At 60.6% G+C, this 15,022-nt stretch carries 14 protein-coding genes and 1 pseudogene; 3 read left to right on the top strand and 12 right to left on the bottom strand.

From position 1 onward, the window contains the following. Genes NVB75_RS14150 through NVB75_RS14190 form a run of 9 tightly spaced genes read right to left on the bottom strand, consistent with a single transcriptional unit; the run spans window position 1 to window position 7,682 of the window. Window positions 1-972, bottom strand: a complete 972-nt coding sequence (locus tag NVB75_RS14150) for a fimbrial protein (RefSeq protein ID WP_258347706.1) — start codon at window positions 970-972, stop codon at window positions 1-3. A gap of 36 nt (window positions 973-1,008) precedes the next feature. Continuing rightward, a complete protein-coding gene (locus tag NVB75_RS14155; RefSeq protein ID WP_023659210.1) occupies window positions 1,009-1,542 on the bottom strand; it encodes a fimbrial protein in 534 nt (177 codons plus the stop codon). Between the two features lie 11 nt (window positions 1,543-1,553). Next, the gene (locus tag NVB75_RS14160; protein ID WP_063027360.1) at window positions 1,554-2,033 is read right to left on the bottom strand and encodes a fimbrial protein; all 480 of its coding nucleotides are present in this window, start codon (window positions 2,031-2,033) and stop codon (window positions 1,554-1,556) included. A 26-nt stretch (window positions 2,034-2,059) separates the two neighbouring features. Beyond that, a complete protein-coding gene (locus tag NVB75_RS14165) occupies window positions 2,060-2,557 on the bottom strand; it encodes a fimbrial protein (protein WP_258347710.1) in 498 nt (165 codons plus the stop codon). Window positions 2,558-2,567: 10 nt separating this feature from the next. After that, entirely contained in the window at window positions 2,568-3,149 is a 582-nt protein-coding gene (locus NVB75_RS14170; RefSeq protein WP_219406113.1) for a fimbrial protein, read from the bottom strand. Window positions 3,150-3,170: 21 nt separating this feature from the next. Continuing rightward, the gene (locus NVB75_RS14175; protein ID WP_258347714.1) at window positions 3,171-3,923 is read right to left on the bottom strand and encodes a fimbria/pilus periplasmic chaperone; all 753 of its coding nucleotides are present in this window, start codon (window positions 3,921-3,923) and stop codon (window positions 3,171-3,173) included. Further along, window positions 3,920-6,532, bottom strand: coding sequence for an outer membrane usher protein (locus tag NVB75_RS14180; protein ID WP_258347716.1), 2,613 nt, complete (start codon window positions 6,530-6,532; stop codon window positions 3,920-3,922). Before NVB75_RS14180 ends, NVB75_RS14175 begins: the two co-directional genes overlap by 4 nt. A gap of 16 nt (window positions 6,533-6,548) precedes the next feature. Then, window positions 6,549-7,109 carry a fimbrial protein gene (locus NVB75_RS14185; protein ID WP_258347718.1) on the bottom strand — a complete coding sequence of 187 codons (561 nt, stop codon included), beginning with the start codon at window positions 7,107-7,109 and terminating at the stop codon, window positions 6,549-6,551. A 51-nt stretch (window positions 7,110-7,160) separates the two neighbouring features. After that, window positions 7,161-7,682, bottom strand: a complete 522-nt coding sequence (locus NVB75_RS14190) for a fimbrial protein (protein WP_258347720.1) — start codon at window positions 7,680-7,682, stop codon at window positions 7,161-7,163. 515 nt (window positions 7,683-8,197) lie between these two features. On the opposite strand from NVB75_RS14190, the gene NVB75_RS14195 reads away from it, so the two are divergent. After that, window positions 8,198-8,746 carry a PadR family transcriptional regulator gene (locus NVB75_RS14195; RefSeq protein ID WP_258347722.1) on the top strand — a complete coding sequence of 183 codons (549 nt, stop codon included), beginning with the start codon at window positions 8,198-8,200 and terminating at the stop codon, window positions 8,744-8,746. Continuing rightward, window positions 8,743-9,492 carry a siderophore-interacting protein gene (locus NVB75_RS14200; RefSeq protein WP_258347724.1) on the top strand — a complete coding sequence of 250 codons (750 nt, stop codon included), beginning with the start codon at window positions 8,743-8,745 and terminating at the stop codon, window positions 9,490-9,492. Before NVB75_RS14195 ends, NVB75_RS14200 begins: the two co-directional genes overlap by 4 nt. A 71-nt stretch (window positions 9,493-9,563) precedes the next feature. Here NVB75_RS14200 and NVB75_RS14205 read toward each other — a convergent pair whose 3' ends face one another. Continuing rightward, entirely contained in the window at window positions 9,564-10,205 is a 642-nt protein-coding gene (locus tag NVB75_RS14205) for a Pr6Pr family membrane protein (protein ID WP_258347726.1), read from the bottom strand. 1 nt (window position 10,206) lies between these two features. Then, entirely contained in the window at window positions 10,207-10,443 is a 237-nt protein-coding gene (locus NVB75_RS14210) for a VF530 family DNA-binding protein (protein ID WP_003216406.1), read from the bottom strand. A 377-nt stretch (window positions 10,444-10,820) separates the two neighbouring features. Here NVB75_RS14210 and NVB75_RS14215 point away from each other — a divergent pair, with 377 nt between their 5' ends. Further along, window positions 10,821-12,839 carry a TonB-dependent receptor gene (locus NVB75_RS14215; protein WP_258347730.1) on the top strand — a complete coding sequence of 673 codons (2,019 nt, stop codon included), beginning with the start codon at window positions 10,821-10,823 and terminating at the stop codon, window positions 12,837-12,839. Window positions 12,840-12,981: 142 nt separating this feature from the next. On the opposite strand, the pseudogene NVB75_RS14220 reads toward NVB75_RS14215, so the two are convergent. Then, a pseudogene (locus tag NVB75_RS14220) lies at window positions 12,982-15,005 on the bottom strand (c-type cytochrome). Window positions 15,006-15,022: the final 17 nt, after the last annotated feature.

The raw sequence follows: 15,022 nt of genomic DNA on the forward strand, positions 1-15,022 counted from the left end.
TCATGGCACACCCATTACCAGTACGCCGCTGCCGTTCAACGGCCCCTCGACAGGCAGGGACCCCGCCTGCTTGACCAGGGCGAACGTTACAACGTCGCTCCCGGAACTGTTGGTGATACGAGTCAGGAACGAGCCATTGACTCTAACCGCCGCCCCTCCACGGACAAGGGCGGTGCCCACGTTCGGATTGCTCATCACCAGCGCATTGGCGTTGAACGAGGACGGCGTGCCTTTGTAGGTGATTGTGATCGGCGTGGTAATCCCCGGGTCCGGACACCGGTAGGTGAGCGTGCGATCGGTACGAACGGTGGTTGATACGGGGTCGGTGCCTATCGCCCTCTGGTGCACGTTGCCGAAGTTGATTTCGATCGGTTGGTTATTGTTGATCGTGCACGACGACGGGGAGATGGTGAAATCGTTGTTGGCGATGTACGTAAGCTGCAGGCTCGTGGAAAAGGCATCGTAGTTGTTGGTCTGGTCGAGACGTAACACGCCCAGAGTGTCACCTATTCGAATGTCGATAGGGTTGGTCGGGTTGTTGCGGATCAATATATAAGGAATGACATCGATCGGGATCGGAGACGTATTGTTAGGCATGGTCGCAATCCTGATACCCGCCTGGATAGGCGTGTTCCAATAACTGCCATTGATACGCAAGCCGGTCGTCTGGTTGACGAACTTCGGACCAGGCGACCAGGCCGGGCCGATCCTCGTCCCGGTGGCCCAGTAATCCTGCCGTCCATCCGGGGTATAGCTGTCCGGTTCAAACCGGCATTCGATCCTCACCCCGGACAGGAGAATGCGCGGCTCATTCACCTCCAGTCGCACATTCACCGGAACCTGCAGGTTCAACGTCCCGCCAATGCTCACCCGTTGCCAATTGCCGCCATTGACCCGGCAATCAGCCGCTTTCACGGTCGTCGTAATGCCAGCCAGGGCAAGCAGCACAACGGCTCCAAATAGTCGTTTCATGTTGTTCTCTTTCATCCCATGCATAACGGTTTACCGTTACGGATAATCCAGCGTAAACGTCGAAGTCACACGGTAGCTGCCGTGCCCGATGGTCTTGTCCCGCAGGGCATCCGGCTCACCCTGCACATAGGCCTTGAGCAGGATGACGTTGTTGCCGGGGCTCAATTTCTGCTCGTCGCCGACCTTGTTCACCGGCACCGGCTTATCGCTCAGTGTCTCCAGGCCCAGCCCGATACCTGAGGCACCACTGCCACCATCCAGCGCGAACAAACCGGGCAGCGCGCGGTTTTCCGCACCGTTGAACAGGATGGTCACCGAGTCGCTGATAGTGGTATTGCAGTCGTCCAGGTGCAGGGTGAAACGTTTGCCCACTGAGCGCGTGTTGATGTAGAGGTGCTTGCTGGTCAGGTCCCACAGCTCCAGGGTGATGGCTTCATCGCCCGGGCGGATGGTGCAGGCCTGTTCCACCAGGTTGCCCTTGAACCTCAGGTTGTCCACCGCCTGCGCCGTGGCCGCCAGGCCGAAGGTCAGCAGCAGGGCCAGGCCCTTATGAATCATTGCGTGTCGCATACACTCGACTCCTACTGGTATTCAGCCAACAGCGTGGCCACCGCCGTGAACCCTTGGGCCTTCAGGACCGAACCCGGCCGTTTGACCGGCACCACTTCCAATGTCGGCGGTGCCGCCAGGCTGATGTCCAGCGGGGTGTTGAGGCGAAACGGCGCGTTGTTCTGATACAGCCGAATCCCCAGGTCAGGCGCAGTGGTCTGCAAGGCGGCGTTATCAAACGTCGTCTCTGTGCCCTTGACGCTCAGCTTCAACAACCACGGCAGCGTGGAGGCGCCGCAGCGGATGGTGTAGCCGACGGCCCTGCGGTATTTCACGCCATCGACGCGCTTGGTGCCGACATCCCCGAAATCGACTTCAATCGTGCTGCCCGAATCAATCGTGCAGGGCGGCGGCTCGTTCAGCGTTCCGTTGAACGTCAGGTTGGCCGACGCACCACTGCAAAAGCCGATGGAACACAAGGCGAGCAACGCTCGCTGCGGCCAACTTGTCATTGATCGTTCCTCTTTATTAGGGCTCGTCATTGGTACTCGATCACCAGGGTGGCGGCGGTCGCAAAGGCCCCTCCGGTCAACGTGCTGCCCGCACGTTTCACCGGCACCGCCTGCACGGCTGGAAAGGTCGGATGGGTAAACCTGAGCGGCGTGTTCAGCGGCCAGTCCGCCCCATTGGCGAAGAGTTTTATCCCCAGGTCCGTCTTGGGGGTCGAGAGCACTTTGTTATCAAACCCGGCCGCCGCGCCCTTGAGTTCCAGGGTCATCGCGTTGCTGTAAACGGGGGGACTGCAGGTGACGGTATACGGCACGTCCCGTCGATAATTCACGCCATCAATCCGCGACGTCAGCAGGTCATTGCCGAACGGCACATTCAGCGTCCTACCGCTGTTGATCACACATGGCGGCGGCGCAATGATCACCGCGCTGATTCTCAGGTTGGTATCGGCCTGCACACTCTGGCTGACCGCCCACAGCAGTCCCGCACCGATAAAAATGGCCCACGGGCCGGTTAACCTGGTCATTGTTCTGCCCTTACTCATAATTGAGCCTGAAATCCACCACGGCCCGGAATGCACCGCTGGTCAGGGGTGCCGGGGTGCGCGTGGGCTGGACGTTCCAGGTCTGCGTGTTGCGGCCCAAGGGCAAGAACAACGGCTCCCCCCTTGAACCCAGCTGTACATCGCGCCCCTGGGAATCGGTCAGGCGCAGGCCCATCCCGGTGATGCCTTGCACCTTGACCAGTCGTGGATCATCGGCATCGGCCGGTGCGATAAACGCCACCGACAGCACCGGTTGATAAGCACTCCATGTCAGGTTTCCCGTGCGCTCACTGGCGATGCGGCCGGCGGTGCGCCGACAATCCTCGAACAGCAGTTGAAAGGCCACGGAGGTCGCCTGGTCACCCGGCCGTTGCAACTGGCTGGCCGATACCGGGCCCAGGTCAATCGTCTGGTGCAGGGATGCCATCTCCAGGCTGCAGGGGGTTTCATGCATGGACCCGAGAATGTTGAGCATCCCGACCATGCCCTCCACATCCTCGTCATCCGCGGCGTGCGCCGGCCCCATCAGGGCCAGCAACAGACCGCCCAAGACCTTTACTGTGTGCAACTTCATGACGTTCTCCGGCAGCAGGCACTACTGATTGGCCACAGACAGTTGCGTGTTCACCTTGCACGTCTCGCCACTGCAGGTGAACGCCAGCAGCGGACGGCCGCCGTAATCATTCACGTAGGACAAATAGGGGGTGGTACCGAGCTCCTTGGCAGTCGGCCCCAGGGCCTGCGTGCCTTTGGGCGGGACCATCACCGGCTCGAAGCCCGGTATGGTCTTGCCGTCCTTGCTGCTGCGCGCATCCACCAGGGTCACGTAGTAAGGCGTGGGGTTATTCACCCGGTAGTGATCGCCTTGCCGGGTAAGGGTCAGCTTTTCCTGCCAAGGGTTGGACAGGTCCTGCTGGGTGGGGGTAATTGCCTGCGGCCGGTAAAACAATTTGATCCGGGTTTGCAGGGCGATTTGCAGAGTGTTGGGCTTGTCGCTGCGCGGCGGAATTTCCCGCAGGTTGAAGTAGTAGACCGTCTCCCGATCCTGGGGCAGCGATTTGGCGGCCGGCAGCGCCTGGACTTTCACCTGGCTTTGCTTGCCGGGCTCCAGGCGTTGAACCGGTGGCAGCACGATCAAGGGTGAGGTGATTTTCTGGCCCTCTTCGTCCTCGATCCAGCCCTGGGCCAGGTACGGCAATTGCGTGTTGTTGTTGGTGATGTTGACGCTGGTTGCGTCTTTGCCACCGTCGAAAATCACGCGGGTACGGTCCAGGCCGACAGCGGCGTTGGCGCTCTGGCTCAAGACCGCCATCAGCAGTGCATAGGTAAAACGTGTGCTGTGTTTCATGAGGATGGGTTCTCCATAGTGTTTCGCTGGCCGGTCAGGGTGGCTGGCTCGGGTGAGGCTTGATCGACGGCTACCCTCTGGCAGCGCAGTTGCAGGGCATCGGTGAACGCATCCGTTGGCAACTCGACGGGCAGCGTCAGGACGCAGCGCTCGGTGCCGCCCCAACTGACGATCATCTGCTCGCCGGCCTGAATGCCGCTCAGGTAGACATCCCCGCCGTCATTCACCACCCCGGTGTCCTGCTGTTTGCGGTTTTTCACCGTGGCGCCGAAGGGCGGTGCACTGCCATCCGGCAGGCGAAGAACCGCCATGGCTTTCTGGCCGGAAATCACTTCCAGGGATCGGTAGCCAATGGCCCCTTCGGTGAGGGTCAGTTGCGTCACGGATTGAGTGGCCTCGACATCGCTGGGCAATTTCTCCAGGTCAACACTGGCCGCCGTACGCTGGTAGCTGGTGATGTCGGAGATGACCGCCTTGCCGAACGCGTTGCTGCGGGTCGGCGTGCCGTAACCCCGCACGGGCACATCGGGCACACCGGCGGTATCGACCAGCAGCCGGGTTCCGCCGGTACTGGTGGTTCGATGCAGCGCCCCACCGTAAGGGGTGAGCGTGCCGCCGCCACGCACGGATGCACTGAGGGTGCGGTTATTGCCTTGTTGCGTCGTGGCGCTGAGGTCGATGTCGGCCTGGTCACCAATATGGCTCAGGTAGCCGCTGGCCGAGGTGTCGCTGGCACTGACCTGGTAGCTGTTACGTTCATCCAGGCGATCGGCGTAGCGTGTGGTAAAGCTGTTCTTGCCGCCGGCCCTGTTGGCATCCATCGACAGGGTGCCGGTGGGGCCCAACGGCAGGCTGACCGTCAGCGCTGCTCCGTTGTCCTTATATTGGTATTCATGGGTGCGATATAAATTCAGCGACAGGCTCATGTTCCTGACAGAGCCCACGTTGAAGTAACGAGACGCCGACAGGTTCCAGCGCTGGGTGTCCGGCCGATTCCAATAGGTTTGTTTGTTGTAGCTGGCGTAAACGGTGGTGCTCAGGTCACGGAACTGTTTGTTCACCGTGACCGTATACAGCGCCTTGTTACCGCCAATGGGTTTCCAGTGTTCAATGAAGTTACCCTCTTCATCAAACACGCCGCGCCCACCCAATTCACCGTTCAACCCGTAGTGTCGAGCATCCAGGTATTGGCTCATGCTCAAGTAGTTCTTCTCGGAGAACCGATAGCCGGCGAAGGTGACCTGGCTGTCGTACTCTTCAAAGTTCTTGGAATATTGAAGGCGGTAGGATTTGCCTGAGAGTGTCTGGTTCCACAGGTTGGCACGGGACTGGGTGACATCCAGGGAAATGGCACCGAACGACAGTAAATCCCGCCCCGCCCCCACCGACAGCGCACGGTAGTTGTTATCCGTTATCGCACCGCCCAGCAGCGACCAACCATTGCTGATCCCCCAGGAAAACTCGCCGGTGCCGAAAAAGTCACCGTGGGAGTGGTACTGCAGGTTGGACGGTCGCCCGGCAGACAGCTTGTAACGAACCTGCCCGGGACGCGTCAGGTAGGGAACGCCGGCGGTATCGAGCTGGAATTTCTGCACCGAACCGTCCTGCTCCTCGACCCGCACATCCAACGTGCCGGAGACGGCGTCGTTAAGGTCCTGGATCCGAAAAGGGCCCGCCGCCACCAGCGTTTCATAGAGCACACGCCCCTGCTGGCTGATGACAACCTTTGCATTGGTCTTGGCCACCCCGACCACTTCCGGTGCATAGCCCCGCAAGTTGGGCGGCAGCTGGCTTTCGTCTGACTTGAGCCCGGCACCGGTAAAGCGGAAGCTGTCGAACAGGTCCGAATACAGGTAGTCCTCGCCCAACACCAGGCGTGCCTTCAGCGCAGGAATGGCGCGATACACGTAATAGCGGCTCCATTCCAGTTTTTGCCGGCTGGCCTGGGCCTCGCGGTCTTTCTCGACACGCCCTTGCCAATCCGCCCTGAGGCGCCAGGCCCCGGCATTGGCCCCGAGTGTGCCGTTACCGCTGAGGTCGTTGCGGGTACCGTCACTTTTCCGGTAGCTGGACTGCGCCGTCATGTTGTAGTCGATCAGCAGCCCCGGCACTCCCTCGTCCCAACGTGACGGCGGGTCCCAGTTGATGGCGTTGTATTCCAGGTAGGCCTGGGGAAGGTTGATGTCCAGGGTGGAAGTGGCCAGGTCTGCACTGACCTCCATGCCGGGCAAGCCCCTGACATCCAGGCACTGCCCGCCCTTCCACCACTTGAGCTGATCAACGCCGGACGCCTTGAGGCCCAGTTGCTCCACGAGTTCGCGCGATAAACAGGGCACACTGCCTTTGGGATCATCATCGGGGTGAAAGAACGCCACCGATTGTTCAGATATAGGCTGGGTATTGAGCTGGACCACCATCGAGTAGGTGCCAGGCAAGATAAACCCACTGCGTGCAAACTGAGACAGGTCAATATTGGAGCGATCAATCAGATCAAGAACGTCGGTATTAAACTCAATATCCCCGGCGCCCATTGCAGTTCCAGCCAGCGATATCAACCCGCCAAAGAGGCTGGGGCGCAGCGTATTCATGACTTTCGACGTATTCAACATACACGCAACTCAATCTTCAGAAGTATTCCAACTTGAACCGCACTGCCGCGCGGTGAGCCCCTGCCAACAGCGGCACTCCGTTGCCCACCAGGCGGAGCCTGTAATGAAGTGTCATGTCGCCATCAACCACCGGCAGCAGCGCCATCGGCACTCCCGGCACACTCACCTGGCCAGCGGCGTCCTCAATATGGAAAGCAACCCCCTGCGAGGCACCAAAGGCCGCAAAGGTGCGCCCGCCCATATCGCTGGGCCCATCGAACGTCACGCGAAGATGCTCCCAGTCCGGCAGCGTTTCGCCGGGGCGTAACGGGTCGGGACGCGTCACGGTGCAATTGACCAGCCGTAGCTGGAACGGCTGCATTTGCCCCGCGCCCTCTCGTAACAGGCGGCCTATGGGTTCGGGAGGCATGTCGATGGTCTGATCGGCAGTGACCGCTTCCAGCCCGCAGGCCGAGTCGATGATCTCGCCTCCCAGCGTGACGAGCCCATCGCCTTGCACCGTTGCCTGCGCGGCATCACAAGGGCTGATGAACAGCGTCAACGAAGAGGCAATAGCGAGACTTATGAATGTTTTCACCTTGATCTCCCGCCAGTTTTCCCCCGCCACCGGAAGTGGCGGGGGAAACACTTACTGATAAGCCAAGGTGAAGTTGGTGACCGCGCTGAAATCACCAGGAACGATGTCGCCTGTCGCCTGGCCTTGTACGTAGGCGCCGAACTGCAGGGTGTTATTACCGGCAACAATGGCCTGCGGAGTGGTTGGCACGCCCAGCTCAACCGCTTTGCCACCGTGGGTCATCATGATGCCGATGCCGCCCGCGCTACCGACCGTGCCGATGCCGCCAGGCACAACGCTGGACGGCGCACCGGTGAAGGTAGTGGTCACGGTGTTATCGGTGAGGCCAGACAGGTCGCAACCTTCAAGTTCGATGGTCACGGGGCGGGCGGTGGACTTGCCGCCGGATTGCAATTGATGCTTTGCGATAGCGCCAAGTGCAACTGACTGATCCACAGATTCAGGTTTGATAGAGCAAGCACCCGAATGGACCGACCCTGTAAATGTAATCGTCCCGTCCGCCGCATTAGCGACAGAGATCGAACCCGCCAACAGGCCGACAGTCAACAGCGCAGCTTTTACTTTAGTCTTCATTTGCAGAGGCTCACATGTATTAAAGATCAAAACGAAATCCTGGCTTAGTTGCGCACAGGACTTACTAACCAAGCGCCAGAACAGTTTCCTGAAGCAGTGGAAACCAGATGCTTTCCAATTACTTGTATTGCAATTCAGGAGTTCGTTCGAGGCCGGGCAATTATCCATTTCGATTTTGAATATGAAAGCCGGTCGATTCGCTAATTCACGTAGCCTTGTCATACCAAGACACATAGGAAAATTATGGCCATTTGCCAAAACTTTTGAAAGAGCCGTAAGAAGTGGACTACACGAACTTTAACGAGAATGATTTAGTGCAGATCAAGCCTGTAAGAATAGGATTACATATTCTAAAAAACAACAGTAATTACTGGAGTACATCAACTAACAAGTTGAAGAATATGTCGTGAGAGGCAGTGCGCCCATCGAGCGGGTAGTGACCGTTCGTCTGCCCGGGTTGCGATGGCTATAAGATATATCTTACGTTGTATCTAAACCAAACGAGAGCTCCTGAAATGAGAGACCATCATTCACACCGCGAACCCGGTGACAGCCGCGACGGCTTCGACAAACGCCCAGGCCGCGAGCGCGGCGGCCGTGGCCCACGGGTCTTCGCCCCCGGCGACCTTAAACTGCTGTTGCCGGCGCTGATCGCCGAACAACCGTGCCACGGCTACGACCTGATCCGCCGGATCGAAGCCCTGTTCGACGGCGCCTACAGCCCAAGCCCGGGCGTGATCTACCCCACGCTGACATTCCTCGAAGAAAGCGAATTGATTACCGGCGATGCCGAAGACGGAAAAAAACGCTACACAATCACCGACGCCGGTCGTCTCTTCTTAAGCGAACAAGCGGTTGCCCTCGAAGGTATCCGCATGCGCATGGATGTGAGCAAACGTTCGCTGCGCGGCCAGGACCGTCCGCCGGAAATCCACGAGGCGGTGCATAACCTGCGCCACGCCTTGCATTCGCACCACGGGCGCTGGAGCCCGGAAGAAATCGTTCGTGTCGCGGCGCTGCTCAACAGCACCGCCCAAGCCATTGCCGACGGGAAAGCTCAATGAATACCCAAGCCATCCACCGCGTGACCCACGAAATCAAACGCCGCCGCCTCGAAGTGCTGCGCGTGGTCGACATCACCCCGCGCATGCGCCGCATCACCCTGGGCGGGCCGGAACTGGCGGGTTTTATCAGCCTGGGCAGTGACGACCACATCAAGCTGCTGTTCCCGCAGAACGCCGCCGAACAAGCCGCGCTGGACAGCCCCGACTTCAACCTGCGCGGCGATGGCCCCCAACCCGCCATGCGCGACTACACCCCACGCCGGTACGACCTGGCCATTGGCGAACTGGACATCGACTTCGTGCTGCACGGCGATGGCCCTGCTTCCACCTGGGCCGAGCAGGCAAAGGTCGGCCAGCACCTGCACATCGGCGGGCCCCGTGGTTCGATGATCGTGCCGGATATCTTCGACAGCTACCTGTTGATCGGCGATGAAACCGCGATCCCGGCCATCGCCCGGCGCCTGGACGAATTGCCGGCGGGGCGCAAGGTATTGGCGGTGATCGAGATCGCCAATGCGGCAGAGCAGCAGCCGCTGCACAGCGCTGCCGAGGTGGAAGTGATCTGGGTGGTGCGTGGCCAGGATGACCTGCTCGAGACGGTGCAGAACCTGACGCTGCCGGGCGGTTCGCTGTACAGCTTCGTCGCCACCGAGAGCAAGCTGTCGCGCCAGCTGCGGCGGGTACTGCTGGACACGCACAACGTCAATGAGGCATTCCTCAAGGCCGTCGGTTACTGGCAACAATGATCCCTGTAGGAGCGAGCTTGCTCGCGAAGAACCTGAGAGCGCCGCGTTAAACCAGACACACTGCGTTATCGTTAACGTTCTTCGCGAGCAAGCTCGCTCCTACAGATTTTATCCAGCCCCACCACCCCCAAAGCAACCAGTACAAACCCCGCCAGAATTCCCCCGGCATTGATAAACACCTGTGGATAACCCAGGGTGTCCACGTTAATGAACGGGTACTGATACAGCCCCCACACATACCCGCGCAACAATGCATACGCGAAGTACACCAGCGGGTAAATCACCCACAGTCCGATGTGCTTGAGGCGCAGGCCGCCCTTGGGTACGCACCACCACCAATACACGACAAACACCAGCGGCATCACGTCGTGCAGCAGCTCGTCCGCCAAAAACTGCACCCCCGCAGGCTGCCACATGTGGCGCAACAACAGGCTGTAGGCGAGGCTGACCACGACAATGCTCACGGCAATTCCGCTGCTGACCACGGGCCCAAGAAAGAACCGGCTCGCTGCGGTTGGCCGTTGCACCCACGCATGGGTCAACACCACCGCCACCAGGGTGTTGGTGAGCACGGTGAAGAAGCTGAAGAAATTCACCAGGCCCGGCAACAGGCTCGCGCCATCGACCCAGCGGTAGTAGAAAATGATGTACTGCTGCAGCGCCAGGCCAACCCAGCCGCCGAAGGCTGCCAGGCCGATAAGGTGACGTTTCACCTCAGTCCTCGACCGGTCGCTTGGTGCGCATCAACTTCACGTACAACCCTTCGACCTTCTCCCGCGCCCACGGCGTCTTGCGCAGGAACGACAGGCTCGACTTGATGCTCGGGTCACTGGAAAAACAACGGATATTGATGCGCTCGGCCAGGCCTTCCCATTGGTAATGCGCCACCAGCGCGGTGAGAACCTGTTCCAGGGTGACGCCGTGCAGTGGGTCTTTGTTTGTCGCGGTCATGCCGGGCCTTTTGCGAAAAGAAGAAAACGAAGCCGCGCACCTTAGCGGACGGGCCGTGCGGGTGGAAGCGTTGCCTTCACTATAGGCCACTGTTCAATCGTTCCCACGCTCTGCGTGGGAATGCCGAATTGGACGTTCTGCGTCCCGCGGTCGACGCAAATTTTGACCCTGCGCAATGGTGACGCAGAGCGTCACGGGACGCATTTCCACGCAGAGCGTGGGAACGATCAGTGTGGGAGTGATCGAGCGGGTTCTGGGAAAGTTCCCCTTGGCAGAGAAAAAAGTTATGTTATATTGTAACGATAACTATCAAAGGGTATCGAATCCCTTACCGTTTTCAGCCTTCTCTTTTTTTGCCGTTTGCCAAGGAACGACCGATGTCCCTCTCTTCTCTCTGGCGCCTCACCCCGCTGGCCGCCGCCCTGCTGATCACCTCCCAGGCCAACGCCCTGGAGCTGCAACCCCAAGTCATCACCGGCAACCCGTTGGGCAGCGAAACCCTCGCCTCGCCCACCACCGTGCTCGAAGGCGACGACCTGACCCTGCAACAAAAAGGCAGCCTGGGTGAAACCCTGAACAAGCAGCCCGGCGTGTCGTCGTCGTACTTCGGCCCGGGGGCCAGCCGGCCGATCATTCGTGGCCAGGATGGTGACCGTATTCGCGTTCTGCGCAACGGAGTCGGCGCGCTGGATGCTTCGTCGCTGTCCTATGACCACGCGGTGCCGCTGGACCCGGTCAACATCGACCGCGTCGAAATCGTGCGCGGCCCGGCCGCCCTGCTCTACGGCGGCAGCGCCATCGGCGGCGTGGTGAACACCTTCGACAACCGCATCCCCACCGAAGCCATCGAAGGCATTCACGGGGCCGGTGAATTGCGCTACGGCGGCGCCGACACCACCCGCAGCAGCGCCGGCAAACTGGAAGCCGGCAACGGCACTTTCGCCTTGCACCTGGACGCCAGCGCGCGGGAATTCAACGACCTGAAAATCCCCGGCTTTGCCCGCAGCCGCCAAGCACCACCAAGTGAAGACGGTGAAGGCAAGAACGGTCGCCTCGGCAACAGCGACGGACGCCAGGACGGTGGTGCAGTCGGCGGTTCCTACACCTGGAACGACGGTTACGCCGGGCTGTCCTACAGCAACTACGACAGCAACTACGGCTCCCCGGCCGAGCAGGACGTACGCATCCGCATGAAGCAGGATCACTACGCCTTTGCGTCCGAGATCCGCAACCTGCAAGGCCCATTCACCTCGGTGAAACTCGACGCCGGCTACACCGACTACAAGCACATGGAAATCGAAGGCGGCGAGACCGGCACCACCTTCAAGAACAAGGGCTATGAAGCGCGGGTTGAAGCGCGGCACCTGCCGATCGGGCCATTCAACGGCGTGGTGGGCGCGCAGGTGAGCCGCAACGAATTCTCGGCGCTGGGTGAAGAAGCCTTCGTGCCGCAGACCGACACCAATGCCGGCGCGCTGTTTATCTTCGAAGAAATGCAGGCCACCGAGCGCCTCAAGCTGAGCCTCGGCGGGCGCCTGGAACACACTAACGTCGACCCGGACGGCAAAGGCAACGCGCGCTTTGCCAATGCCAACAAATCCGCCGACTTCACCGCCGGCAGCCTGTCGTCCGGCGCGGTGTACACCCTGACCCCGATCTGGTCGCTGGCCGCCACCTTGGGCTACACCGAACGCGCCCCGACGTTCTACGAGCTGTATGCCAACGGCGCTCACGTCGCCACCGGTACCTATGAACTGGGCGACGCCAACCTGTCGAAAGAAAAAGCCGTGTCCAGCGACCTGGCGCTGCGCTTTGACAACGGCACCCACAAGGGCAGCTTCGGCGTGTTCTACAGCCACTTCTCCAACTACATCGGCCTGCTGGGCAGCGGTCGCACCTTGAATGACGAAGGCGAGGAGGATGCCGGCGGCATTCCGGAATACAAATACTCCGGCGTGCGCGCGCGTTTCGCGGGCTTTGAAGCCCAGGATCACATCAAGCTGGGGGAAGGTGCCTACGGCAAGTTCGCGCTGGAACTGTCCGGCGACTACACCCGCGCGACCAACCTGGACACGGGTGAAGCCTTGCCACGGATTGCGCCGTTGCGTTTGAACAGCGGCTTGCTGTGGGAACTGGATCGCTGGCAGGCGCGGATCGACGTTGAACACGCGGCGGGTCAGGGGCGTGTGCCGGATAACGAAAGCGGCACCGACGGCTACACCACCCTGGGCGCCAGCGCCGGCTACCGTTTCAACGTGGGCGGCAGCCAGTGGCTGGCGTTCGTCAACGGCGAGAACCTGACAAACCAGACCGTGCGCTATGCCAGCTCGATCCTGCGGGACATCGCCCCGGCGCCGGGGCGGAGTGTGCAGGTGGGCTTGCGCACCACCTTCTAACTGACTGCACTCGGTTAAAACTGTGGGAGCGGGCTTGCTCGCGAAAGCGCAGTGTCAGTCAATACATGGGTGACTGACTCACCGTCTTCGCGAGCAAGCCCGCTCCCACATTGACTGTGCCCACTTCGAACAGGTGGTGGGGTTAGTACCGCGCATCCACGGGCTTCCCCCCTTCGGCCAATCCTTCACCTTGTCCGGGAAATCCGGACGAGGTTGTTGGGAGAAGTACGCCGCCACATCCACCGCCTCCTGATCCGACAACCCGCCCTGGCCCAACGGGAATTTCTCGTGGAAGCCAATCGGCATGTTGCGTTTCACGAACGCCGCCGCCGTGTACAGCCGCGCCATCCCCGCCCCGATATTGAACGATTGCTCGCCCCACAACGGCGGGTACACCCACTCGCCATCCGCCCGCGTCAACCCTTGGCCATTGTCGCCATGGCACACCGCGCACTGCTTGGCGTAGACCTGCTTGCCATTCTCCATGTCCGGCTTGATCGCAGGGTCGACCTTGCCCACGCCACGCCCGGCGACTTTATCTTCGGGCTGGGTGTTGTTTTTCATCCAGTCGAAGTACGCCACCATCGCCTGCATATCCGCCGATTCCGGTGGCAGTGGCTTGCCATTCATCGAACGCCGGAAGCAGCCGTTGATCCGCTCTTCCAGGCTCACCACCTTGCCCGCACGCGGCGCATAGCTCGGGAAAAATGCCGAGACACCCACAAACGGCGAACCGTCCGCTACGGTACCGGCGTTGAGATGGCAACTGGTGCAGTTCAAGGCATTGCCCACATTGTTCGGCAGCAGTTCCTTGGTCTGCAGGTGCAGGCGCATGCCACGCAGCACTTGATCGGCATTCGGCGCTGCCAGCAACTCCGCCAGGCGCGGGGTTTCGAACGCTGATGAATCGGTGGTGACCGGGTTGAGCTGGTCGCGCATTTTCTTCACTTGGGCAGCGCTGATGGGCGTGCCTTCGTTGCCCCAGCTGCTGCGTACAAAACTGAGAATTTCAGCGATTTCCTGATCCGCCAACCGGGCAAACCCGGGCATGGTGTAAACCCGTGGATGAGTCGCCGTTTCAGCGGTCTCCCAGCCCGTGAGGGTGATGTGCAGCAGTGAAGTCGGGTTGTTGGAGGCCACGCCGGGGTTGCCGGCCAACTGCGGAAACAGCCCCTTCACCCCGCCGCCGTCGCTGCGGTGGCAGTCACTGCAAAACTGCATATAGCCCAGGCCGCCCCGGCTGGTGAACAGGTCCTTGGGCGGTGCGGCGGGCTCTTGTGCCACTGCGGGCATCGGCAGATCATCCTTGCCCGGCGGCAGGGATTTCAAATAGGTCGCGATGGCCGTCAAGTCAGCGTCAGTGAAATGCTGGGTACTGTGATGAATCACATCGGCCATATTGCCCGAGACCGTGGCAAAGCGGTTCTGCCCGGTTTTGAGCAATTGCACGGTGTCTTCCACCGTCCACAGGTTGCGCAAGCTCAAGGCGCGCCAGTGCTCGACAGTCTCCCCGGCCAGGTAGTGCCGACCGCTGCGACCCGCATCGCTCATGGCCTTTTCCTGGAAGGCAATGCCGCGCGGAGTGTGGCAGGAACCGCAATGGCCCAGGCCCTGGACCAGGTAAGCGCCCCGGTTAAGCACTTCATCCTTTGCCGGGTCAGGCGCAAACGGCTGCTTGTCGAGGAACGCAAAATTCCACAACGCCAGGCCCCAGCGCTGGTTGAACGGGAAGCCCATCTCCGCTTCCAGATTGGGTTTGTTCACCGCTTCCACGCCCTGCATCAGGTAAGCGAACAATGCGCGCATGTCGCCTTCGCTCATCTTCGCGTAGGACGGGTACGGCATCGCCGGGTACAGGTTCTGCCCGGCCGGCGTCACGCCTTCACGCATCACCCGGTCGAACTGCTCGAAGGTGTACTGGCCGATGCCGGTGTCGCGGTCCGGGGTGATATTGCTCGAGTAGATCGTGCCCATTGGCGTGCTCAGTTCAAGCCCGCCGGCCATTTGCGCGCCTTGCTTGGCGGTGTGGCAGGCGATGCAGTCGCCCAGTTGGGCAACGTATTTGCCCTGTTCGATCAGCGTGGGGTCGGCTTCGTTGGCGTGCAGGGGAAGGGAAAGGCACAGCACCACCCCCACAAGGCCCAGACGTGACAGGGGAAAAATCATCGCACTATTCCTTTAAT

This window comes from Pseudomonas sp. CBS (assembly GCF_024734645.1).
In the GTDB taxonomy this organism is placed as follows: domain Bacteria; phylum Pseudomonadota; class Gammaproteobacteria; order Pseudomonadales; family Pseudomonadaceae; genus Aquipseudomonas.